Source organism: Rhizobium sp. 9140 (genome assembly GCF_900067135.1).
Taxonomy (GTDB): domain Bacteria; phylum Pseudomonadota; class Alphaproteobacteria; order Rhizobiales; family Rhizobiaceae; genus Ferranicluibacter.
This window is the reverse complement of record NZ_FJUR01000006.1, coordinates 1-23,794: the sequence shown is the minus strand read 5'-3', so window position 1 is coordinate 23,794 and position 23,794 is coordinate 1. Positions and strand designations below refer to the sequence as shown.

Here is a 23,794-nt window from a genome sequence, read left to right as displayed (position 1 = left end):
ACCTGATCCTCATTAACAACGGAGAAATGATATGGCAGCCACCAAGACACTGGACGACCTCTTCCTCGACACTCTCAAAGATATCTACTTCGCAGAGAAGCAGATCTTGAAGGCCCTTCCGAAGATGGCCCGCGCCGCCAATTCGGAAGAAGGAAAGGCAGGCTTCCTGCAGCACCGCGACGAGACCCAGGGCCAGATCGAACGCTTGGAACAGGTCTTCGAACTGCTCGGAAAGGCGGCGCGCGGCAAGACCTGCGAAGCCATTCAGGGCATTATTGCCGAAGGCGAAGAGATCATCGAGGAGTTCAAGGAGTCTCCGGCTCTGGATGCAGGCCTCATCTCATCCGCCCAGGCAGTCGAGCACTACGAGATCGCCCGTTACGGCACGTTGATCGAGTGGGCCAAACAGCTTGGTCTGAAGGACGCCGTACCCCTGCTGGAGGCCAACCTCGCCGAGGAGAAGGCGACAGACGAAAAGCTCACGCAGCTTGCAAAGGCCTCTGCGAACGCCAAGGGCAAAAGCAAGACTTCCTGAGGTCCCAGTTCAGTATTCAAGGCCGTCCCACAGGGGCGGCCTGAGAGCGGCGGTGCAAAATTAGACCACGGTAGCGGCGGGATTGTCCCGCTTCGGGCGGCGTAAAAGTCGGCCACCTATTTCTCTTCTGCAATGAGCGCAGGAGGGCCTGGGGATCTATACCGTGGAATTATATCTGAAGGTTCGACTGGCTTGCTCGGAAGGCATGAGCCGGCGTCAGGCTGCAAAGCATTTCAACATATCGCGCGACAGCGTTTCCAAGATGCTGTCCTATTCGACGCCACCTGGCTATCAGCGACAATCACCGATCCGGCGGCCCAAGCTGGATGCGTTTGTCTCGACGATCGATCACTGGCTGGACGAAGACAGACAAGTGCCGCGCAAGCAGCGCCATACGGCCAAGCGGGTGTTTGACCGGCTTCGAGACGAATGCGGGTTCACTGGCGGCTATACGATCATCAAGGATTACATGCGCGAGCGGGATCAGCGCCGCCAGGAAGTGTTCGTGCCGCTGTCGCATCCGCCCGGCCATGCGCAGGCCGATTTCGGTGAGGCGATGGTGGTCATCGGCGGTGTCGAGCAGAAGGCGCATTTCTTCGTGCTCGACCTTCCGCACAGCGACGGCTGCTACGTGCGGGCCTATCCGGCGGCAGTGGCCGAGGCCTGGGTCGATGGCCATGTCCATGCGTTCGCTTTCTTCGGCGCCGTGCCGCAATCGATCGTCTACGACAACGACCGTTGCCTGGTGGCGAAGATTTTGCCTGACGGCACCCGCAAGCGCGCGACGTTGTTCAGCGGCTTCCTGTCCCACTACCTTATCCGGGATCGCTATGGCCGTCCCGGCAAGGGCAACGACAAGGGGAACGTCGAGGGTCTCGTCGGCTATGCCCGGCGCAACTTCATGGTACCGATCCCGCAGTTTGCGACATGGGAGGCGTTCAACACCTTTCTGGAGGAGCAGTGCCGGAAGCGCCAGCGCGACAGGCTGCGCGGCGAGAGCGAGACGATCGGCGAGCGCTTGCGGCGCGATCTGGCTGCCATGCGCGCCTTGCCAGCCTCGCCATTTGATGCCTGCGACCAGGCAAGTGCCAAGGTGACGGCGCAGTCGCTGGTGCGCTACAAGACCAACGACTATTCCGTCCCGGTCGCCTATGGCCATCAGGATGTGTGGGTGCGCGGCTATGTCAACGAAGTGGTCATTGGTGGCCGTGGCGAGATCATCGCCCGCCATCCTCGGTGCTGGGAACGGGAAGACGTCGTCTTCGATCCTGTCCATTACCTGCCGCTGATCGAGCAGAAGATCAATTCGCTGGATCAGGCAGCGCCCCTCCAGGGCTGGGACTTGCCGCAAGAGTTCGCTACGCTGCGCCGGTTGATGGAAGGCCGCATGGCCAAACACGGCCGGCGTGAGTACGTGCAGGTCCTCCGCCTGCTGGAGAGCTTCGAACTCGCCGATCTGCATGCGGCGGTGAAGCAGGCGATCCAGCTTGGCGCCATTGGCTTTGACGCCGTCAAGCATCTGATCCTGTGCCGGGTGGAACGCCGGCCGCCCAGACTGGACCTGTCCATCTACCCGTATTTGCCGAGGGCGACGGTCGAGACGACATCGGCGAAGGCGTATATGCGTCTCCTGTCGTCGGATGCGGGAGAAGTCGCATGAACACCCAAGCACCCGAGATCCTTCTCACCCATTATCTCAAAACCCTGAAGCTGCCGAGTTTCCAGCGCGAGTACCAGAAGCTGGCCCGGCTGTGCGCCACCGAAGGCGTCGATCATGTCGGATACCTCACCCGGCTTGCCGAGCGGGAGATGATCGAACGGGACCGTCGCAAGGTCGAGCGTCGCATCAAGGCGGCCAGGTTCCCGGTCGTCAAAAGCCTCGACAGTTTCGACTTCGCCGCCATCCCAAAGCTGAACAGGATGCAGGTGCTGGAACTGGCGCGCTGCGAATGGATCGAGCGCAGGGAGAACGTTATCGCTCTCGGCCCCAGCGGCACGGGCAAGACCCATGTGGCGCTCGGCCTCGGCCTGGCCGCCTGCCAGAAGGGCCTGTCCGTTGGGTTCACGACAGCGGCCGCACTGGTCAGCGAGATGATGGAGGCGCGCGACGAGCGGCGTCTCATCCGGTTCCAGAAGCAGATGGCCGCCTACCAGCTGTTGATCATCGATGAACTGGGCTTCGTGGCGCTGTCAAAGACCGGCGCGGAATTGCTGTTCGAGCTGATCTCGCAACGATACGAGCGAGGCGCGACCCTGATCACCAGCAACCTTCCTTTTGACGAATGGACGGAAACCTTGGGGTCCGAGCGCCTGACCGGCGCTTTGCTCGACCGCATCACCCATCACGTCAGCATCCTCGAGATGAACGGCGACAGCTATCGTCTCGCCCAAAGCCGCGCCCGAAAGGCCGGCTGACGCCCTTCGAAAATCGCAACGCGCGCATGAGACCCCCGCTCGGGCCTAAGCCCTCCCGGCGGTCTCATGCGCGCGCCACAAGTGGCCGACTTTTGCGCCGCCGCGTGGCAGGATTTTACTCCGCCGTTGACACAACGGTCGTTGTCGTAGACGATCGATTGCGGCACGGCGCCGAAGAAAGCGAACGCATGGACATGGCCATCGACCCAGGCCTCGGCCACTGCCGCCGGATAGGCCCGCACGTAGCAGCCGTCGCTGTGCGGAAGGTCGAGCACGAAGAAATGCGCCTTCTGCTCGACACCGCCGATGACCACCATCGCCTCACCGAAATCGGCCTGCGCATGGCCGGGCGGATGCGACAGCGGCACGAACACTTCCTGGCGGCGCTGATCCCGCTCGCGCATGTAATCCTTGATGATCGTATAGCCGCCAGTGAACCCGCATTCGTCTCGAAGCCGGTCAAACACCCGCTTGGCCGTATGGCGCTGCTTGCGCGGCACTTGTCTGTCTTCGTCCAGCCAGTGATCGATCGTCGAGACAAACGCATCCAGCTTGGGCCGCCGGATCGGTGATTGTCGCTGATAGCCAGGTGGCGTCGAATAGGACAGCATCTTGGAAACGCTGTCGCGCGATATGTTGAAATGCTTTGCAGCCTGACGCCGGCTCATGCCTTCCGAGCAAGCCAGTCGAACCTTCAGATATAATTCCACGGTATAGATCCCCAGGCCCTCCTGCGCTCATTGCAGAAGAGAAATAGGTGGCCGACTTTTACGCCGCCCGAAGCGGGACAATCCCGCCGCTACCGTGGTCTAATTTTGCACCGCCGCTCTCACGCAACCACCCTATGAGGATTTGGCACCTGCGACGAACAGGAGAAAGTTATGTTTCGCTATCTCGCACGTCATCATGATCGCAAACACATCAAGCGGTCACTCCAACGTCAGGAACGAATCAGCAAAAGCGCTATCGGTTTCGCGCATGACACCTCCCTGGCATTCGCGGTCAATGAGCCAGTTGTAAAAAATGGCGATCACGACTTGGCCGTCACGACGCTCTGCGAAACCGAAGCGTTTTTCACACCCCTCTTGCCGGCTGAACCGATCTACCAAGATGCACACCGAGTCATTTTTGAATCGGACATCAAGACATCTGACGAGAAAAACAACGTCTTTGAGTGCGTTGTGACCGAGAGCGGAGCAAAAGACCATGCGCTTGTCGTGTTTCATCATTGGTACTCACGCAACCGCTATCCAGCGTTCTCCAAATATTTCGCAAGGAGGGGTATGACTGTCGTCGAGGCCACCTTGCCGTATCATTTCAGCCGGGGCTCGAACGATTGTTCGGAAGAACAATTTTTCAATGCCAGCGTAGGCCGAACTGTTCGGTCCATGAGGCAGGCGGTGTTGGACGGCCGAAAAATTGTTCGCTGGCTGAAAGGTCAGAGGTACCGCACGATTTCCGTCGTAGGCATGTGTTTAGGTGGCACAGTTGCTGGACTGGTGGCAGCTCAAGAAGAGAAAGTCGATAAGGCCGTCTTGATGGTAACACCGCCAAGCCCTGCTGACCTGATTTGGACTTCAGAGACCATGCAACGCCTAAAAGGGCGGATTGAACCCTCCATGTCACTTGAAGATTTGAGGAAGGCGTGGACCCTGATTAATCTCGACATGCATACTTTCTGGCTCTCGCGTCCTGAGCTAGAACTGCTGTTCGTGCAGGGGAAGCGCGATACGATTGCGCGTCCAGAGAGGGCGCGCCACCTGATACACGAGTTGACTAGCTTACGCGGACGGCCACCAGAGCTTCTGCAGCTCAATTGTGGACACTCCTCCATTGGGATGTTCCCCTACAACATCATAGCAGCCAGGAAGGTGCTGAGATTTTTGATGGAGATACCGACCCTGAAGGAGCTTTGGGAAGTCCGAAATTTCCGCATCGATCTAAGCGGAGTGTGAGCCCCCACAAGTGCCAGTTGGCAGCATTGTAGCGCCGTGGTTGTTGAATGACAGTGCCTTGTGGGGAATTATATGTGCGTGATATCCGCCCCAGGCGGAATTGGGGACTGAGGGAATACCGACGGTGCGGAAACTACCCGACTATATCAAATCAAGGGAACTGGTTGTGACTACAGATCCAGATTTCCAGAGACCCTTGTACCGCAAGGAGGGGTTCGACGGCATAGTCAGCTTCGGCAAGATTGACGCAAAACTTTCCGCCTTCCTACAGTCCCAACGCTTAGAAACTGGTCTGACCCAGAGTGATTTCGCGACCCTGGCTGGTCTCGCTCGAGTAGTCTATAGCCGCTACGAACTGAACATTTCGCGACTGACCGTCTCTCGAATGATTCACCTTTCCGAGCTCCTCGGGTTCCTGCCGATGCAGATGATTCATGCCGCGGCACCTCATCTCTACGGCAACAATCCTGAAGAGGCCGATGATCGGGTTGAACTCTTCAGGCTCATTCATGACCTCCCGCACGACACCATACGCAGTTTGATCGGTATAGTTGGCCAACTGACGCCTAAGGATGTTCTTGAGGCTCGGAAAAATGCGGAAGCGGAGGCTGAAGCACAAGCTGAGGCTGAACGCCAACGACTGGCTAGGAAAGCCGCGAGAGTCAGCAGGAAAGGCCGTCCCCCTGGCCGACCACCCGGCCGTAAATCATCCAAGGACGAAACCCCGACAGACGATTGAAGAACGGATAACGGTCGTCAAGTGGTGGCAATTTGGGTCCTCGTGCCTGAGGTCTATTCGATCGAGCCCACGACCCGGTACGTCGGGACACCCTCACCCCGTTTTCCTATCGCCGTTCGCATTGGCACGCATCAACGACATCAGCACCGGTCCCAGCCCGAACTCCCCTACCCTTGCTCGGCGCGTGAGATCGCGGAGATATCCACCTGCCGAGTTGATATGCCCTGCCCTCTCCAAGATTGCAGCCATGGCAACCGCGGCGTTCTCAGGACCCATAACCTCGCAAGCCTCCTGGTAAGCCGACGGGCTAACACCAAGCATTGATCGAACCACCACCGCGGCTCCCATCAGCTCGCGCCAATGGGAGATCGTGCCCCCGGGCCCATAGTCGGAAATCTGCGGGCAGGCTTTCAGGACCATCGACAGCGGGAACGCCTTCATCTGTTCAGGCTTTGCCAACGGCTGAGCAACCGCTTTGGGTGCTACTTCCAGCTGGACGGCTCCGCCCTGCTCTTTTCCGGAGCTAGGTTCAAGTTCAGAGATGGATTCGGGTTTTGAATTCTGTATGTGGCAGCCATTTTGAATAGCATTGCCGTCCATATTTTGAGAATCTAACTGATTTTCCAGAAGGTTGAGGATTTCGGTGCGCAAAAGCTGCATCTCGTCGAGGATTGCCTCCACCTGGTGACGGTCAGGATTGCGGGGAAGTCGGCTGACAATGCCGACATACATGTCTTCGATGGTTTCCCAGTCGCCGTCGGCCCCCTCCTCCATCGCTGCTGAAATCAGCTTGCGCACATCACGCCGGCAGATAGTCAGCGCCTCTTTCGCTCGTCTGAACTGCAAACGTTCGGCAGCGACTTCCTGTGCCAAGATTGCAAGTTCCGCAGCGCGAGCCAAAAGTGGAGAAAGATCGAATCCAAAAGCCTGCTCGATATCGCCACCCTTGTCCCGGTGAGCGTAGCGCTTGCCGTTCGGACTATCCTTGCGCTGGATGAGCCCGGCTTCGACCAAGGCAGCCAAATGCCGCCGCAAGGTCGTTCCGGTTATGCCGTGCGCTCTGACAGACAGCTGGGCATTGGACGGAAAGACCACCAATCCACTATCGCAGTTGAGCTCGCTCTCTGGATAAAACGTCAGCAATGCGTCCAGCACAGTCAGCGCCCTGTCCTGGAGGCCAAGGCGTTCACGGGCCTCACAAGCGTCGCGAAACACTTTCCATTTTTCGACCGGGCGGTTTGGTTTCGTCTCGGACGTCTGGAGCTGCCTCTTTACGAGAGCAAGCGCAACCGGCCGCCGCCCAAAGGGCGTCGTCACATTTCCCGTCTGCATATTCCTTCACCTTTCTTCAGGCAAAAGAAATCCGCTCACCAATACGATGCCAAGGACTCTTGACTGGGATTCATGGAAATGCGATTCTCATTCTTGCTTAGGGAATACGAGAAGGGCTTCCACGACTTCGGTCGTTTGGGGGCCTTTTTCTTTTTGCTGATTACTCTCCTTGTTGATCCAATTTGTTCCGGTAAGCTTGGTACAAGTCTCCCAGGCTGTCAGCGATGAAATCGCCGAAGCCCGCGGCATCCCGCGCTTTTAGGGCAAAGGTGTACGTCTTTGCGTCCGCCTTGATATAGGCTGATACGGCTTTGTCTTCTGACGACCACCTCTGGGTCCTAATCGCCTTAGGACTGCCCTGCTTCCCGACTGCCTTCAAGAAAGCCAGTAGTGCATTGAAACGGTCGTCGCCGCCATTCGCTTTGAAGTCGGCGGTCTCAATGAAGTTCAGTGCTTTCTCAAGAGTCGATGGACGCTCTAACAGGTTCTTGAGTTCGTACCAGCGATCCCTCCCGATGCCCTTGGCAGCACCGACGGCATCAAGCACCAGTTTGGGAATGGTCGAGACGGCCAGCATCTTCGACAGCGTTGCCCGGTCTATAGACAGGGCGGAAAGGACAATCGCGTTGTCGCCATCGAACTGACGACGGGCAATCTCTGCAGCGAAGATTGCCTTCTCGATAAACGACAGGTTCGCCCGTGCGGAGTTCTCTTGACCCTGGGCGACGAGGTGATCACTGTCTTTGAGGTCTTTGACGACCGCACGCACTTTCCGTTCGAGCGCCTTGGCCGCACGAAGGCGTCTGTGCCCGAATACCACCATGTACCGCCCCGTGGCTGACGGGTGCGGCCTCACAAGGATAGGAGTGTCCTGCCCGCGATCTCGGATTGCTGACAGAAGCTCGTCGAAATCTGCCGGGTCGTCTTCGAGGCGGTCCCGAATAAATGAATCGTCGATGGTAGCGGGATCGAGCTCGACAACAGTCTCTCCTTCTAGAAAGCGATCTGCCTGCGCGGCCATCTCGTCCAAAGAATGGATAAGCGACTTCGAGGCCCCCTTGTTCGTATATTCGAGGATAGCCTTGGAGTTATCCGGCGCTTCCTCGCTCATGACGTTCATAAATGGGTTCTTCCGCGCCATCTTGTTATCCTCGGATCGCTAAGCGGTTGATTCTACGAAGAAACTTCTGGATTTTGACGGCGGTCAACACGTTACATTCTCCCCCATGCTCGATGGATAAGCCCCTGAATTTCAAAATTCACGGCATCCATACATTCGATGGCGCGGTCGTAAGTCCCTCGGGTAAAATTAGATCGTTCTAACTCGTAAAGACTCCGCTTGGTCAATCCGGCGTCAGAGATCGCAGTCGTCTTTACCATCGGCGTCTTTAGGATTTCCTCGGCGAGCATTGATTGCATGAAGCCAAGCATTTGAACCTGAGGCACGTCTTGCGGCTCAAAACGGGTGATCAGGTAGCGTAGCCAATCAAGCCTTACGTCAGCACCGGCCGCCTTGATGGTCTTCGTGATGTTGCCGAGCATCAGCAAGAACTGGCTCATGGACATCAGGTCCAGCATTTGGGGGTGGACGGTAATCAGAACCGATGTTGAGGCGGTGAGGGCAGTCAACGACAGATATCCTAGCTGCGGCGGACAATCGATGATCACAACATCGTAACGATCATCGACGTCCATGAGGGCCTTGCCAAGTCGTGTGAAAAACCGCTTGCCCTCGCTGCCGGCCTGCATCGCGAGCGGAGTATCGTATTCGTACTCCTGAAGCTCGAGATTCGCCGGGATGATGTCGAGGCCAGGGAAATTGGTTGGTAAGATCACATCCGCAATCGGCTTCCGCTCGTCGAATCGGATCGTATCGTAGAGCGACGGGTTTTGATCGAGTTCGGGCTGAAAGCCATGCAGAGCCGAGAGCGAAGCCTGCGGATCGAGGTCGATGGCAAGAACTCGATGGCCCGTAAGCGCAAGATGCTGGGCTAGGTGGGCAGCAGTCGTCGTTTTGCCGCTACCACCCTTGAAGTTCACGACGGCAATGACCTGAAGCTTGTCGCCCGGCTTTCGCTGTGGGAGGTATCTCTTGGCTTCGCTCTTCCCGGTTTCCGCGAGGTACTGCCGCAGCTCCAACATCTGCTCGGCCGTGTAGTACTTCCTGTTCCCCGACATTGTGGTCGGGATCGGTCCCTTACCGTCCAGATAAAGCCGTTTCAGATTGCTCGGCGTAACGCCGAGGTAGTGGGCAACCTCGCCCACAGAAAACTGCCGCAAGGTTTTCTTCGCGCTCGGCGGGAAATTCTCCAGCCGCAGCTGGTTAAGCCTGCGAGAGATTTCCGCACCTTGCATCAGTATCTTGTCGTCCAGTTCGAACGAAGGAAGTGAGAACGCGTTCATAGAGTCGTTGACCATTCTGTCGGTAGAATTACCGAAACTGAGGATATGCCGTCATTATCTCCGATTCTCTGATTCCAGCAAGGAAAATTAAGTTAACAAAACCTTAAGACCCATGAGGGGCTAAAGAAGCTATGTTTTGGCGGCGCGCGGATAGCGAATGAAGCCTTGCGCCACCGGTTGACTGCCGTCAAATCTCTGAATTCTGTAGTAGCGACAACAGGTTAGTCACTACAGATCCTACATACCCGCGCACGGGCTGACGCGCTGTTGTTCAAATCACCAATTTTGGTTTGGTTCCTTTACAAAACCCCATCGACCCAAACTGACGCACGCGTCGTATATATCGGTGCGCACCTCGTGAGGGAATCATCCAGCGGATAGTCTCTCACCGGCTACCTCTTCAGCCTCATCCGATCCACATCCCCAACACTGCCAATTCGTTTCCTGCGCGGTCCCTACGCTAGTGTGTTTGGCCGGACGGGCGATAAGCAGCCAGTCATCTCAGGTATTGGCGAAATGTTGGGGCAGAGGCGGGTGAAGAGTGCGAGAGGGAGGACGCGAACGCCTCATATCGGCGATCGGTATCAGATAAGCCGGAGTAGGGCGGGCTGTCGGCACTTTTTTCGCGCGCATGTCGAGTTTCACGGCTGCGGCAAGTTGATCGGCCGGGTAAGGCCGTTCAAGTTCGTGATCATGCTTGACTTCCACGGCTTTGACATTGGCGGCGGTGCAAACGCCCGGGGATTGAGGAGATCGACTCGCCTCTATTCCAGAAGATATTCCCTTCGGTCGCTGGGATCGCCAAGAAGACTGCGGCCCCTGGTCGGTGTTTGCTGTTCCATTCGATGAGCGCAGCGGAATATGCCGCCGTTAGCACCGACTTCGTTGACATCGGGGGCGTTTTATAGGGCAGGGGAGTTCCGGCACTGAGACCCTTACCATCTGTTCGAAACCTTTTGAGTGGCGCAGACCGCGCAGCCCGGCCAGAGTGTAGGGCCGAACAATCCCTCCTGCTCGATCTGCCGAGTTTCACCGTTACAGCCGACTGAGCGGGAAGAGAGCGCTAGGGGAGGGGGCGGGCTCCCATCGGGCGGCCCGCGCCCGCTGGATTGGCAGGGATCGCGATCGGCTGAACGGCGACAAGGCCGGCTCTTCTGAACCAGCCCCATAAAAGCGTTAGAATGCTGGCAGCGCACCAAAGGTAGGCTTCCACCAGTCGGCGGCACTGCCGCCGAACATGGCGTCGCCTCGGTCAGAAAACTCCATGACCGAAAAACAGCTCATTCATGGGAGGGGCCTCTGCTTTCCGGGCTGATGAAGCGGCGCTGTCGCCGCTGATCTCAAGTCAACGCCGCGAAGCGGAAGCCGGAACCGACTTCCCCCGCCAAAATGGTTCCGCATCACCCGCCATAAGCCATGTCTAACCATCGGATATGCGCCGGAGATGACTGCATTCAGTGAAGCGTCGGGGCAGGGGCCGACAGGAGCTTCACCGCGTTCTTCACGACCTTGCGAAGCTTTCTCCAATCGGGAAGGTCGCCTTCATTGACGCGTTCCTCGATCGCCGTGAGGATCCAGCCAACGCAGGCTATATCTTCGACAGCGCGGTATTTATCCGAGCGATGGAAGCAAGCGACAATACGAGGCCGTGCGCCTTCGTCGGTTTTGGGGATCTGCGCAACCAGGTCCCGCGCTTCGCGATAAGCATTAGCTACTCTCTCACGTTCATCAGGACCGGCTTGGGTGATCATTCCAACAGTCCAAACCAGCGTTTTCGAAAGGTCGACAACTTCGTCTGTCATGGCGTGATCATCCTTTTCGGTGCAGCGGATTCAAAAGGGCACCATCCCCTTTCTACACGCGAAAAGAGCAGATCCGCAACTTGATCGCGTCGCCTGGCGTCTGATTTGTCCTCTTTGGGAGCGTCTCATTAAATCGCAAATCCCTGATTTGCGGATGGGGTTGCTCTGCGCTATATCCTTTCTCTAGGAGACCGCAAATGCTCTTGAAGAAGTTTGACGAGAACAAGGAAGGCCTGAAGCAGATCGGCCGCGAAGCGATTGCCGAGAGCCGTCGTTTGGGCCTGCCGCTCTCCACTCGTGACCTTAAAGATGAAGCCGAGGATCAGGCGAAACACGCGCAGAGCAAGCGCGTCTCTGCCGCCTGAGGTCTGAACTCTTTGCCCCAGCCCACCTGCATTATTCTCGGCGGTCGTAACAGATCGGGTAAGACGTCGGCGAATGCGAAACTGGAGGCTTGCGGCACTTGTAGAGCACCCTTAGGTCTCGCTGGGAGCAGCCCGGGCACAGGAAACGTGGACGCCAGGTATGTCGGCTGTCAAAAAGGACATGTCTGCCTACGCCACAGCGTGAAGTGGTAGGTAGCCATGAACGAAATTGAGATTGCCGGTATCAAACGTGATCTGCGTCATCTGCGCGAGGTGATTGTTTCCGTCCCGGGCAAAGGGAAAGACGGCGCCGATCTGCGTGTCGCAATCTCGTTCGGGTTGCATACCATATCGACCGGCTGCGACCACGGGCAGCACGACATGTTCGATGAAAATGGCAAGCCGCGCCTGTTCAGCGAAGACAGATATGCTTTCTCGCTCGGGTTGCCCGAGCTTGCCCATCGTATGATCGAGCAGAACTACTTTTCTTGGGAGTCGGCAGATCGAAATCGAGCCATGAACTTTGCAGTGATCGATGTCGCACCAGGCCGCATCCACCGGCTCGTAGACGGAACACATCAGGTCGTGTTTTTCTACCTCTATCCGGCGTCTGGTATCACTGCCGACGTCAATCTAGTCATCACCAGCTGCCATTCGCGTGAGGTGGCGTTCAGCCGCATCAAGCGGCGTTTCAACATCCACACTCTTCTGCGCAAGTGCTTGTATGAAGCGAAACGAATTCCCTGAATGAAAAAGGCTCCAGCAGAGCAGGAGCCTTTTGAAAGGAATGCGGGTGTGCCTTACCGTGGTGTACCGGCCTCGAGGGCGCACATGCTGACGGCGACTACCGAAGTAGAAGCCCCGCTGTCCGTAGCTGCTTATTCATATATCACCCCGCAGGGTGTATTTCAAGGCGGGGGAGGGGGCCAGTGAGAGTGGGGCGTCCGAAGCTCGCTCAATTCCAGCATAGATCATTATCGCACCATGAATACATCAAGTGAGCGCCTGCAGGCCTCGTTAGGAGCAATGTAGCTCGAAAAGATGGGAGCGACACCCGGGAGCAAACATGGACGCTCCCAGGCGCACGGATCCTTGCGGCGATCGACAAGGTTCTAGAGCGCTTCGAGCCGACCGCTCGCATGCCGGTGGAGCGCGCTGCGGTGGCAGATCGAGTCCCGCCGGGTGAGGGGAGGGAGTGGTAGAAGCTCCGGCGGTTTGGGTTCGATGGCTAGGCCAAACATTTAGTGGAATTAAAGCAGCGAGGTCTAGCGCCGGCCGTCAGTCTCACTCCCCGTAACGCGGCTGCAGTTGAGGATAGAGCCAGGGTTTGACGGGTTGGCCCCGGCGATCGTGCTTTTCGATAACGATCGCTTTCGAGAGCTTGTCGTCGATTGCGACCATCAACACTTCCTCCTGGGCGCCCAATGCACTGCGCTTTTCGAACTCTTGTTCCCAGAGCAGCGCTTCCTTGATTACAAAAATGTCCGCGCGCTCACGCATCACCTTCGGATGGGTATGGAGCCAGCGCAGAAACGCAACCGCTTCCGGAGTCGAGCGCCACAGAGCGTCGTAGTGTTCGGCATAGGCCTCTGCGGTTTCGGGCTCCGACAGGTTCGATCCGTGCCAGATGGCCATTGGCAAGGGGCTCGGCGTGCCGGTCAAGATCTCGGCAATGTACGGATTCTCGATAAAAGCCCGGCGCAGGATCGTTGCGGCCTCAACCACTTTGCCAGACATGATTTCAACCAAGGCCGCCTCGTAGCGATAAGGAGGGTAGCTGTCCGCCTCTTGCTTGAAGATCTTCTGGGCCTTCTTCTCGTTGCCCGTGCGCAAATACTCCGAGCCGATCAGGTAGCGGATGCCCTGGTTGTCGCTCGGATTCCAGCGCAGCATATGCTCCAATATTTCGATTGCCTGCTCCCGTCGACCAAGTTTCTGGTAGCAAAGAGCGACACCATGAGCTGCGCGCAAGAAAGGCCGGTTTTCCAACCAGGACCATTCGATGCGGCCCCGATAAGTCCGCGGGATAGCCGCTAGGCCAATTCCTAGCCCTCGTTCGCAGGCGTCGAGCGCCTGTTTGGCTTTGCCTCGCTCAAGCATCACGAAGCCGAGATGCGCATGACCATCAATATAATTCGGATAGTGCTCGACCAGGTCAGCCAATGCCAGATGGAACTTCTTCTCCGACAGGCTTCCGCTAGCGCGCTGATCGAGAAGAGTGTCGAGCTGACCGTCAGCCTCTCGCTCCTCGGCACCATGCCGAAACCGCGCGCCGTCCTCGTCGAGTTCCAAAACCACAGCAGCCATTCGATCTAAGCCCCTCCCGATGACCTGTTGGATTGTGTCCCACGGAGTGGTGTAGCTTAGACGACCACGGCTCATCCCAGAGGGCCGGATGATTGTCAGCTTGCGGCTGGCAGGCTGATGAGCGGATCATCGCTCATCGTGGCGATGGTCTCAAGTGTCATGTAGCGGGATCGCTGGACAGCCCACTCGTCGTTTTGTTCGAGGAGCAGCGCTCCCACGAGCCTGACGATTGCGTCATCGTTGGGAAAGATGCCGACGACCTCTGTGCGGCGCTTAATCTCGCCGTTGAGGCGTTCGATCGGATTGGTGCTGTGGAGCTTGGTCCAGTGCTGCCTGGGAAAGGTCATGTAGGCGAGCACGTCCTGTTCGGCACTATCCATCAGCGTGGCGAGTTTCGGCACCTTGGGCCTGATCTGGTCGGCGACGTTACGCCATTGGGTGCTTGCCGCCTCCGGGGTGTCCTGGGCAAAGGCAGTGGCGATGAAGGCGGAGACGACCCGCCGTCCGCTCTTGCCGGCATGGGCCAAGGCATTGCGCATGAAGTGAACCCTGCACCTCTGCCAGGTGGCTGAGAGCACCTTCGACACTGCTGCCTTGATGCCTTCATGCGCATCGGAGACGACGAGCTTGACGCCGCGCAGGCCTCGTCTGGTCAACTTGCGTAGGAACTCGGTCCATATCGCTTCTGCCTCAGATGTGCCGATTTCCATGCCGAGCACCTCGCGTCGGCCATCGGTGTTCACACCCACGGCGATGATGACCGCGACAGAGACGATGCGACCGCCGCGACGAACCTTCAGGTAGGTGGCATCGATCCAGAGGTATGGCCACTCGCCCTCGATGGGGCGGTCGAGGAAGGCTTTGACCTTGTCATCGATCTCTTCGCAGAGCCGGGATACCTGGCTCTTGGAGATGCCCGACATGCCCGGCTCTGCCTCAATCTGTGTGGCGGAGGGGCAGCATTCTTGCCCTCAACAGTTCTGGCCCGGCTCGGCCGTACATGGCGCGTTTGAGGGTCTTCAGACGATTAATCTGACCTTCTGCTTGGCCGTTGCTCCAGGGCATCTCGATAGCGTTTTTTACCGCATCGAAATCCCGGTTCAATGTGCGTGCGAAGCGCACGATGGGCGCCAGGTCGGTTTCGATCGCGTCGTCGATCCATGCAGGGAGCGGGTCTGCCTCGCGGCCACGCAGGATACCGTTGAACCGCATGACGAGGCAGCGCATCGTTGCGAAGGCGGGAGAGCCAGCCTTGAGCGCGTCGACTTTCCGCGCCTGATCCGGGGTGAGTTTTCCGCGGGGTTTGATGCACAGCGCTGCCGCGATGACCGGGGAGATCGCGTGCCCCGTTTCCGGGTCCCGGACCGGTTCCAGGATCTGGTGCTCCAAGGCAGGGCCCTTCGCTTGCTTTTCGGCTCTGCGCCACCCCGCCAGCAGCCGCTGCAAATGCGTCGGGCTCCCCTCGTAGCCACGCTCTCGGATCAGACGGAACAGGGCGCTTCCAGTTCGAATTCCGCCCTTCCAGCTTTGGCTCAGGAACTCTTCAAAGTACCACGGCGAAGTCGGCTTCAAAGCTGCCCGCCTGCGGTCCGGCGGCGTCTCGAACTGCAGCCATTTCGCGATGCTGCGACGAGGGAACCCTGTTCGCCGCCCAATCTCGCTGCAGGTAAGCCCCTGATTTCGAAGCGCATGGATGGTGGTGAAAATCTCTTCCCGAGACGTCCTGTGCGCAAGGCGGGACTTCAGAAGGCTTCCCTCTGCGGTGATATTGTCGGCGTCGGACAGCAGCGCCCTGCCGGTCGCACGGCCGTGAAGGTTCATCTGCTCCTCGATAGCCTGCCGCAGGTTCTGCACGATATGAAACCGGTCGGCGACCTGTTCCGCTTGCGGCGCGCCTTGCCGGGCAGCCTGGGCGTAGAGACCGCAGCGATCTCTGCTGATCACTTCCACCTCGGGATGTCGTTTCAGCCAGTCGGTGCAGGTGACCACATCACGATCTTCGAGAACATCGATGACCGCGCGACGCTCCAGATCGACGATGATCGTGCCGTAGGTCTGCGACTTCCGCCAGCTCCAGTCGTCGATCCCGATGACGGTCGGCGGCTCGGCAGTGTCTTGAGCACGGTTCTTCAGCTGCCTAAGCACCGTGTCATCACTGACCCCAAGGCCCAAGCGGTGCAAGAGCCGCTCGGCAGGCCGCCCGCCGGTCGCGTGCCCAAGATGGCTGACAATTTCCCCGACACGCGAAGTGCGCCGCGCAAAAGGACGCGCAATCGAGCCGATCTGGTCCGAGAAAGTCCGGCGCGGGCAGGCGGGTGCCAAACATCGCCAACGGCAAACCCAGAGGGTTACCGTAACCCCGTCACCATGGGCGGGATAATCCTGCAGCCGCCTACGCCGCCAGCCGTGACGACGATTGCAATCCACAGTCTGGGCAGATGCCGTTTGGTGTCAGACTGCCGGATACAGTCCACCCGCCGGAATCGCGCCGCTCAACGCTTTGAACGGAAACATCGCTCCCGGGCGACCAGTGCTTCCTTGAAATCATCACTATCCCTCCTGAATCTTCCCGTTCTCAGGATAGTGCGCCACACAGATTGAGGCAGAGCCGATTAACTGCCGTGTATCAAATTAGGTGCCGCGCTATCTAATTGAAAATGTTGAGGCAGATTCTTGCGGTTAACTGCCAAACGACAGTAGGTGCTGTCGCCGCTGCGTGAAACATAGTCGGCATCTACCATACCCTGCTGATGAGCCAGCAAGTGTCTTTGCTGGAAATATCGCACGGCACTGCTCATCTCGGTGGGACTAAGCAGCTGATTGTATCGCACACCGAACGCGTTTCCCCAGAGTTCGGAGCCAGCGTCGAGGTAAAGTGGCGTTTTGTGGAAGGATCCGTCCTGAAGAAGAGTGAGCCCCTCTCGTGCCTCATAGAGCAAACCTAGCCGGCATAGGCGTCGAAAGACGCCATACTGCAGATCGAATTTCAGGTCCCAGGCTTCTACGGTCATTTCGGTGTCGGAGACAGGCGCCATGTCTGGATAGAGGATCTTTACAACATCCAATGGCGTGCAACCTTCTCTGGCCTTGATATTGAAAAGATTGAGGAACATGCGCCACCAGCGAAGCCGTGCTTGGACCTCACTTCCTCGTTCGGTGGCGTGGACATACGAATAAAGGTAATCGGTGGCGACGAGATCGAAGAAGGCTTGCGGATTCACCAGAAACTCCCGACCGCGTCTGGTTGGCAGCAGCACATTCTTTTTCCGGCGAAGCAGCTTCAGATGACGGGTCATATCGCGCACGACCCAGAGCGGAGGAATATCGCTTTCGTTCAGAACCTTGTGCATGCTGTAGAGGTCTTCGGCTGTGAACCCAGGCCAGAGGAAGTGCACCGCGGCCCAGTGCACGAACTTGCGGTTCATGGCGCCAGTCGCTGTCAGTCCGATGCCACCCTCACCGTCAGCATAGCCAACGGAAAGAAGCATGCCGCGAAGAAGTGGTGACAGCGCGGCGACATCAACGTCACCCTGCAACTTGATTTCCGGCAGCATCGTGCGGCTTAGACCCCTATCCTGATACATACAGACGCAAGCGAGTATCAACTGCCAACGAAACAATTGCTACTGAGGAAGCTAAAGCCGAATAGGTGGGTTTTATTACCCGCCCCCTCCCTACCCTTGTAACCCGGTCCAGCCGGTCCGGTCGGGGGCTGATTGTTGGAGCCAGTGTCGCATTTCTAAATGGCTGACGACGTCGCGCCACTAATCGGCTTTGACATTGTTTGTAGCGGGGTGGGTTCAAGGATGAAGTGCGACTTGCGAATGATACCAATGGGTTGTCACTCCGCCCGGGGCTGATCAGCGTCACAAGAGCCTATTGCGCTTCGTTCGCCTCCACTCAACTGTGGATCTGACCGGAACGGGTGAGCTGGGATTAAATCTCGCCCAGCACGTGGTGCATGTCCTCGATCTCGGTCAGGCGATGCCGGCCAGCATCGCCGCGTAGCCGCAACACTTCGTCGGCCATGATGTGGCACAGCAGCAGTACGGCCGCATGGTTGTCGAGGGGCGAGGGGCTGTGCGTCACGCAACGCAGCAGCCATGTCGGCTGCAGGGGCTCGCGGTAGTGCTGGTCGACGATCAATAACGAACGGGCTCTCAGTTGCGGCAGCAGGGCCAGCGTTGCACGGATCAGCGGCACCAGCCGGCGGATGGCGAAGACGACCACGACATCACGTTCAGTCAGGCTGGACAGAGACTCGGCGATCGTCTCCCCGTCGCTCGGCAACAGCACGGTGTTGAGGCACACTAAGCTGATCTGCCACCGCAGATATTTCGCGAGGAAATGGCCGTTGCGCACGCCGACGAAGACGATCTTCTCGGCGCTTGCAATGCCCTGCGTCGCCGCAGCCAAAGCCGTCGGGTCGAGACCGCTAAAGGTCTCGGCGATGTTCTGCTGTCCGAAATGCACATGGCGGGCGATCTGGCCGACCGTGTCGGTCGGTCCCTTCTCCAACAGGTAGTTCGGAGCACCTTCGCTACGCAGGTCGCGTGCGTGCCGCTTCATGTCCTCATAACTGCGGAAACCAAGCTTCTGGACAAAGCGGCTGACCGCAGCGTTAGAAATGCCGGCCATCTTGGCTAGTTCCACCGCAGTGTAGCTGGCGATTTCGCCCGGAAACGACAGAATCACGTCGGCTAGTTGCCGATCTGCTGGCGATAAGCTGCCAGCCCGCTCGTGAATGAGAAGGGAAAGCGGCTTTCGCTGGTTAGAACTCATGGTCGTTTTCCTCCCAGCCTATCGTTATAAAAAATACTTTACAATTTTATGTCCGTATGGAAACATCTTTTCAAGAACGGTTTTTCAAGCAGGGGAATAGCCTAGCACGCATCATATGGTGCGCCGAGAGATGGGTGGAAGCCAGCCGGTCACTGCGGGTTCATCCGCAGACCGAGCCGTGTCCTCGCCCCTATCCGCGTTGCCGACCGAGTGATTCCGTCCTCCACCGAGAGGGCGTGGAAACTCCCGAGCAATTCCATCCAAACCATAAGGGGAACTTGATGTTGGACATGCAGAAACACTTTGCCGCCGCGGCGGCTGCCGCAGTGCTGATGGTAGTTGGACCGGCCGCTGCGCAGGACTATCCCAAGACCAATCTGACGGTTCAAGGTGGATGGGCGACTGCCGGCATCTATCAGGAAATCGAAGTACCGTTCTGGACCGAGCGCCTGCCGACGCTGACCGGCGGCAACGTCACCGCATCGATCACCAGCCTCAACGAAAAGGGCCTGAAGGGGCCGGAAGTGTTCCGCCTGATGCGCATGGGCGTGATCGATTTCGGCACGTCCGCACTCGGCTACGTCGCCGGCGACGACCCGCAGAACGAGGGCCCGGACCTGGCCGGCATCGCGCTGGACATCGAGGGCGCGCGCAAGATTACCAACGCCTACAAGCCAACCCTGTCGAAGCTCTATGAAGAGAAATACGGCATCAAGCTGCTGATGATCTATCCGGCCGAGGCCCAGGTGTTCTGGTGCCGCACGCCTGTCGCCGGCCTCGCTGACCTGAAGGGCAAGAAGGTCCGGACCGGCAACCGCACCGTCGCCGACTTCGTCGAAGCGGCGGGTGGCGTCACCGTTACCATGCCGTTCGGCGAAGTGGTGACGTCGCTGCAGCTTGGCGTGATCGACTGCGCCGTCACTGGCACGTTCTCCGGGAACAGCGCCGGTTGGCATGAGGTGACGACTCACCTCTATCCGCTGACCGTCGGCTGGAGCCCGTTCATGTACGCGGTAAACACCAATGCCTGGAACAAGCTCGACCCGTCGATCCAGACGCTGCTGACGGCCGAGTTCGTCAAGCTGGAGGACGATATCTGGGCGGCCGCGGACAAGCGGACGACCGAGGGCCTCACCTGCGCCACCGGCGGCGATTGCACCTTCGGCAAGAAGGGCGCGATGACCCTAGTGCCGCTGGCCGAGGGCGACGCGGCGGAGCGTTCGCGCCTCGTCAGCGAGGTCGTACTGCCGCGCTTTGGCGAGCGCTGCGGCGCCGACTGCCTGACCGACTGGAACGCGTCGGTCGGCACGGTGATTGGCATTAAGGCTGGCCAGTAAGGCTTGCGAAGCAATCAGCAAAGGCGGCCGCGCCGCCTTCGCCCCTTCCCTCAATCACGGATCATTCCATGCTCACGCTGCTCCGGTCGGTTTCCCGCTGGTCTGTCTGGATCTCAGGTGGGCTGCTTCTGCTGTCCGCCCTGCTTGTCGGGTTAGAAGTGCTGATGCGCAGCCTGTTCCAGCATTCCTTCGGCGGCGTTGACGAGATTTCATCCTACATCTTCGCGATCGGCGTGGCTTGGTCGCTCGCCTTCACGCTGCTACACCGCGCGCATATCCGCATCGACTTAGTCTATGCGAAGCTGTCGTCCAGCAAGCGGGCCGCGCTGGACATCCTGGCTCTGGCAGGTCTCATCGCCGTTACCACTCTGCTGTTCCAGCAGGCCTTAATGACCACGTCGACTTCCTTCGAACTTGGTTCCCGGTCCAACACGCCGCTCGGCGTCACGCTCTGGATACCGCAATCAATCTGGACGGCCGGCCTCGGCTTCTTCCTGCTCGTCCAGGCCTATCTGCTGGCCCGGATATTCTACCTGTTCCTCACGAGCCAGCACAGGCAGGTCGCCGCGCTCTCCGGGATCAAGACAATCGACGAAGAGATCGACGACGAGATCCGCACCTGAGTCCTGAACCGGACGCCTGGAGTCAACAATGATCGCATTCGCTTTCGTGGGCCTGATGGTCCTCGTTTTCCTCGCCATTCCGGTGGCGGCAGTGATGGGCTTGCTCGGCCTGTCGCTCAATTTCATCTTCACCGACATCCCGCTCTGGCGGGCGCTGGGCGAGATCAGCTGGGGGGCATTTACCGAATACACGCTGCTGGCGGTCCCGCTCTACATCCTGCTGGGCGAACTCTTTCTGCGCACCGGCATTGCAGAAGAGATGTACACCGCGCTCAGCAAATGGGTGTCGTGGCTGCCGGGCGGCCTGATGCACGCCAATGTCGCGTCCTGCACCATGTTCTCGGCGACGTCCGGTTCAAGCGTCGCCACTGCGGCGACGATCGGTACGCTTGCGATCCCGCAGCAGAGGAAATACGGGTATGATGAGAAACTATTCCTCGGCTCGATCGCGGCCGGTGGGACGCTCGGCATCCTAATCCCGCCGTCGATCAACATGATCATCTACGGCGTGCTGACCAACTCCTCGATCCCACAGCTGTACATGGCGGCGATCGTGCCGGGCCTGATCATGGCTGCGATGTTCGCCGGGACGATCGTGATCCGCAGCCTCCTTTCCAGAGACAAGGAAGTCCGCATCACCGCGACATGGGCTGAGCGCTTTGCGTCGCTGAAACACCTTGTGCCGCCGCTCATCATCTGTTTCGTCATTATCGGATCGATCTATGCTGGCATCGCGACGCCAACCGAGTCGGCAGCGCTGGGCGTTCTCGCCGTGCTGGTCCTCGCAGCGACGCGACGCAAACTGCAACCTGCTGTCCTGCTGAGCGCCTTCGAAAACACCATGCGCACGACTGGCATGATCATGTTGATCATCGTGTTCGCCTACTTCCTCAATTTCGTTCTGTCCGGCGTCGGACTTTCGAGCTCCATCACTGCGTTCATGTCCGATCTCGGACTGTCGCCGATGTGGACCCTGTTCGCCGTCATCGTCTTCTACGTCATCCTCGGCTGCTTCATGGAGACGCTGTCGATGATGATCGCGACGATCCCGATCATCGCGCCGATCGTCTTCGCGGCCGGCTTCGACCCGATCTGGTATGGCGTCGTGATGATGATCCTAGTCGAACTGGCGATGATCACGCCGCCGATCGGCATCAACCTCTACGTCGTCCAGGGTATCCGGCCGACGGGTGGCATTGGCGACGTAATCGTCGGAACGCTGCCCTTCGTCCTGGCGATGTTCGTGATGCTTGCGCTGCTGATCGTCTTCCCGAGCATGACCAGCGTCTTCCTCTGAAACCCTAAGGAATCACACCGCATGTCTGACAGCTTTCTAATGACCGCGGCTGGCGACATCGTCATCCGTCATCCCCTCTTCGGCGAAGACGCGGTTAACTCCGACGGCTTCACGCGGCTGATGGCCGATATGGCGAAAGGAGATCTGGTGTGGGGATCGTGCGAGGTGCAGTTCTCGACGCGCGGCTTCAGAACGGACTCGACCATCGCCTATCTCGTGCCGCCCCAGGTCGGGCGCGATCTCTGCAAGGCCGGGTTCAATGTGATGACGGTTGCGACCAACCACACATGGGACTACGGGCCGGATGCATTTCTCGACACGCTCGACAATCTGCGGGAGGGTGGCGTCGAGCCGGTCGGCGGCGGACGCACCCCCGAAGACGCTTGGCGGCCATTCGTGCGCGATGTTAACGGGATCAAGGTCGGCATCTTGGCGGCCTCGTGCTTGGTGCCGCCCTACTACGCCGTGCTACCCGACCGTCCCGGCATTGCGGCCGTCCGCGTCCGCCAGCTCGCCGCGCTCGATCCGATCGGCATGATGATCGAGCCCGGCGCGCCGATCAAGATGGAAAGCTATGCGGAGCCGGAAGACGTCGAGTTGCTCGTCCAGGCGATTCGCCGGCTGAAGGCCGAGACGGACGTGACCATCGTCAGCATGCACTGGGGTTATGGCAGGGGCACGCCACTGGCGACCTACCAGCGGCCGCTTGCCCACCAGATCATCGAGGCTGGGGCCGACATGATCCTCGGCAATCACGGCCACAGCCCGACCGCGATCGAGATAATCGACGGCAAGCCCGTCATCTACAGTCTTGGCAACAACGTGGCACAGCAGGATCGCATCAACGCGACGCCGAGGCAGCTGGAAATCTTCGAGGACATAGATCCCTGGTCCGTTGTCGCGGAGCTCGAGATCGGACGCGACGGCGTGCGCGCCATCACCCTCATTCCGACCGAGTGCCAGTCTGACGGCCTCCCGGTGATGGTCGGGGGACACCTGCCGGCCAGATGATCCTCGAACGCGTCGCTAAGCTGTCGGAGCGCTACGGGACCGCCGTCGAGATCGTTGACGGCAAGGCAGTCATCCGCCCGTGACAGTGACCGTAACCGCAGGCGACCGGTCGACCCGTCGTGACAATTCCATCAGGATCCTTGGTGACCTCGTCGGCTTCAATACAGTCAGCGACCGGTCCAACCTGGACCTCGTCGACTACGTCGAGTCCTGTCTTCACGCCCACGGGGCACACACATGGCGTCTGCCCTCGGAGGACGGGCTAAAGGCGAACCTTGTCGCGCGACTCGGGCCGGATGTGGATGGCGGTCTGATCCTGTCAGGTTCATTCGGATGTGGTGCCGGTCGATGGGCAGGCATGGTCGACGTCGCCCTTCGAATTGACTCGTGTCGACGACCGCCTTTTTCGGGCGCGGCTCGGCCGACATGAAGGGTTTCGTCGCCTGCGTGCTCGCCTGTCTGCCGGAGATCGCAGCACGCGGATCTGCGCAAGCCGATTTTACTCGCTCTCTCCTATGACGAGGAACTGGGCTGCCTGGGCGTTCATGACATCATCAGCGATCTTAATCGCCGCGCGATACGACCGGATCTCTGCATCGTCGGCGAGCCAACGATGATGGACGTCGGGCTGGCGCACAAGGGCAACCGCACTTTCCGGCTGACCTTCACCGGGCAGGCTGCGCATTCAAGCCGGGCGCCGACGGCGGTGAACGCGGTCGCCTATGCCGCGGAGCTGGTGACCTCCGTCACTGCGGCACAAGCGGAAATAGCCCGCCGGGGGCCGTTCATGCAGGGCTTCGACATCGAATATACCACCGTCCATGTCGGGGTGATGACTGGCGGCCGGCAGGTCAACATCGTTCCTGACCGATGCGTGGTCGACATGGAATT

The 23,794-nt window shown here is 58.9% G+C and carries 18 protein-coding genes and 4 pseudogenes; 12 read left to right on the top strand and 10 right to left on the bottom strand.

Going from position 1 to position 23,794, the window contains the following annotated elements; all coding sequences use genetic code 11:
- Positions 1 to 31: 31 nt before the first annotated feature.
- From GA0004734_RS24955 to istB, 3 genes are all read left to right on the top strand, one after another.
- Positions 32 to 535 (top strand): YciE/YciF ferroxidase family protein, encoded by a 504-nt coding sequence (locus tag GA0004734_RS24955; RefSeq protein WP_092938722.1) that lies wholly within the window; start codon positions 32 to 34, stop codon positions 533 to 535.
- Positions 536 to 698: 163 nt separating this feature from the next.
- Positions 699 to 2,195, top strand: coding sequence for an IS21 family transposase (gene istA, locus GA0004734_RS24950; protein WP_139056207.1), 1,497 nt, complete (start codon positions 699 to 701; stop codon positions 2,193 to 2,195).
- Positions 2,192 to 2,950, top strand: coding sequence for an IS21-like element helper ATPase IstB (gene istB, locus GA0004734_RS24945; protein WP_092938720.1), 759 nt, complete (start codon positions 2,192 to 2,194; stop codon positions 2,948 to 2,950). The genes istA (GA0004734_RS24950) and istB overlap by 4 nt, the downstream gene beginning before the upstream one ends.
- 128 nt (positions 2,951 to 3,078) lie before the next feature.
- Here istB and istA (GA0004734_RS24940) read toward each other — a convergent pair.
- Positions 3,079 to 3,618: pseudogene (gene istA / locus GA0004734_RS24940) on the bottom strand (IS21 family transposase); the annotation flags it as partial.
- Positions 3,619 to 3,831: 213 nt separating this feature from the next.
- On the opposite strand from istA (GA0004734_RS24940), the gene GA0004734_RS24935 reads away from it, so the two are divergent.
- Entirely contained in the window at positions 3,832 to 4,905 is a 1,074-nt protein-coding gene (locus tag GA0004734_RS24935; protein WP_092938718.1) for an RcgR family putative quorum lactone hydrolase, read from the top strand.
- Between the two features lie 124 nt (positions 4,906 to 5,029).
- On the top strand, positions 5,030 to 5,644 hold the full coding sequence (locus tag GA0004734_RS24930) for a helix-turn-helix domain-containing protein (RefSeq protein ID WP_245292644.1): 615 nt from the start codon (positions 5,030 to 5,032) through the stop codon (positions 5,642 to 5,644).
- A 93-nt stretch (positions 5,645 to 5,737) separates the two neighbouring features.
- On the opposite strand, the gene repC is transcribed toward GA0004734_RS24930, so the two are convergent.
- The 4 genes from repC to GA0004734_RS24910 all read right to left on the bottom strand — a co-directional run bounded on the left by repC (position 5,738) and on the right by GA0004734_RS24910 (position 11,181).
- Positions 5,738 to 6,976, bottom strand: a complete 1,239-nt coding sequence (gene repC, locus GA0004734_RS24925) for a plasmid replication protein RepC (protein ID WP_092938716.1) — start codon at positions 6,974 to 6,976, stop codon at positions 5,738 to 5,740.
- Between the two features lie 160 nt (positions 6,977 to 7,136).
- Entirely contained in the window at positions 7,137 to 8,117 is a 981-nt protein-coding gene (repB, locus tag GA0004734_RS24920; protein WP_092938714.1) for a plasmid partitioning protein RepB, read from the bottom strand.
- Positions 8,118 to 8,188: 71 nt separating this feature from the next.
- Positions 8,189 to 9,379, bottom strand: a complete 1,191-nt coding sequence (gene repA, locus GA0004734_RS24915) for a plasmid partitioning protein RepA (RefSeq protein WP_092938912.1) — start codon at positions 9,377 to 9,379, stop codon at positions 8,189 to 8,191.
- A 1,454-nt stretch (positions 9,380 to 10,833) separates the two neighbouring features.
- Positions 10,834 to 11,181, bottom strand: coding sequence for a hypothetical protein (locus GA0004734_RS24910; RefSeq protein ID WP_092938712.1), 348 nt, complete (start codon positions 11,179 to 11,181; stop codon positions 10,834 to 10,836).
- A gap of 197 nt (positions 11,182 to 11,378) precedes the next feature.
- On the opposite strand from GA0004734_RS24910, the gene GA0004734_RS26230 reads away from it, so the two are divergent.
- Both GA0004734_RS26230 and GA0004734_RS24905 read left to right on the top strand, forming a co-directional pair.
- Positions 11,379 to 11,546, top strand: coding sequence for a hypothetical protein (locus GA0004734_RS26230; protein WP_175386692.1), 168 nt, complete (start codon positions 11,379 to 11,381; stop codon positions 11,544 to 11,546).
- Between the two features lie 219 nt (positions 11,547 to 11,765).
- On the top strand, positions 11,766 to 12,293 hold the full coding sequence (locus GA0004734_RS24905; protein WP_092938710.1) for a hypothetical protein: 528 nt from the start codon (positions 11,766 to 11,768) through the stop codon (positions 12,291 to 12,293).
- A 537-nt stretch (positions 12,294 to 12,830) separates the two neighbouring features.
- Here GA0004734_RS24905 and GA0004734_RS24900 read toward each other — a convergent pair.
- The 5 genes and pseudogenes from GA0004734_RS24900 to GA0004734_RS24880 form a co-directional block, all read right to left on the bottom strand.
- Positions 12,831 to 13,853, bottom strand: a complete 1,023-nt coding sequence (locus tag GA0004734_RS24900) for a tetratricopeptide repeat protein (protein ID WP_092938708.1) — start codon at positions 13,851 to 13,853, stop codon at positions 12,831 to 12,833.
- A 95-nt stretch (positions 13,854 to 13,948) separates the two neighbouring features.
- Positions 13,949 to 14,773: pseudogene (locus tag GA0004734_RS24895) on the bottom strand (IS256 family transposase); the annotation flags it as partial.
- Positions 14,774 to 14,789: 16 nt separating this feature from the next.
- A pseudogene (locus GA0004734_RS24890) lies at positions 14,790 to 16,401 on the bottom strand (ISL3 family transposase).
- Between the two features lie 328 nt (positions 16,402 to 16,729).
- Positions 16,730 to 17,407, bottom strand: a pseudogene (locus GA0004734_RS24885) (hypothetical protein); the annotation flags it as partial.
- Between the two features lie 382 nt (positions 17,408 to 17,789).
- Positions 17,790 to 18,635, bottom strand: a complete 846-nt coding sequence (locus GA0004734_RS24880; RefSeq protein ID WP_092938706.1) for a MurR/RpiR family transcriptional regulator — start codon at positions 18,633 to 18,635, stop codon at positions 17,790 to 17,792.
- A gap of 281 nt (positions 18,636 to 18,916) precedes the next feature.
- Between GA0004734_RS24880 and GA0004734_RS24875 the strand changes: the two genes are divergently transcribed.
- The 5 genes from GA0004734_RS24875 to GA0004734_RS24855 form a co-directional block, all read left to right on the top strand.
- Positions 18,917 to 19,972, top strand: coding sequence for a TRAP transporter substrate-binding protein (locus GA0004734_RS24875; protein ID WP_210173778.1), 1,056 nt, complete (start codon positions 18,917 to 18,919; stop codon positions 19,970 to 19,972).
- Between the two features lie 68 nt (positions 19,973 to 20,040).
- Positions 20,041 to 20,595, top strand: a complete 555-nt coding sequence (locus GA0004734_RS24870; RefSeq protein ID WP_092938704.1) for a TRAP transporter small permease subunit — start codon at positions 20,041 to 20,043, stop codon at positions 20,593 to 20,595.
- Positions 20,596 to 20,623: 28 nt separating this feature from the next.
- Positions 20,624 to 21,892: a TRAP transporter large permease gene (locus GA0004734_RS24865; RefSeq protein ID WP_092938701.1), complete on the top strand. Its 1,269-nt coding sequence runs from the start codon at positions 20,624 to 20,626 to the stop codon at positions 21,890 to 21,892.
- Between the two features lie 21 nt (positions 21,893 to 21,913).
- Complete coding sequence (locus GA0004734_RS24860; RefSeq protein WP_092938699.1) at positions 21,914 to 22,903, top strand: CapA family protein; 990 nt, start codon at positions 21,914 to 21,916, stop codon at positions 22,901 to 22,903.
- 484 nt (positions 22,904 to 23,387) lie between these two features.
- Positions 23,388 to 23,794 (top strand): peptidase dimerization domain-containing protein (locus GA0004734_RS24855; RefSeq protein WP_348626135.1); only part of this gene is annotated, 407 nt, incomplete at its 3' end.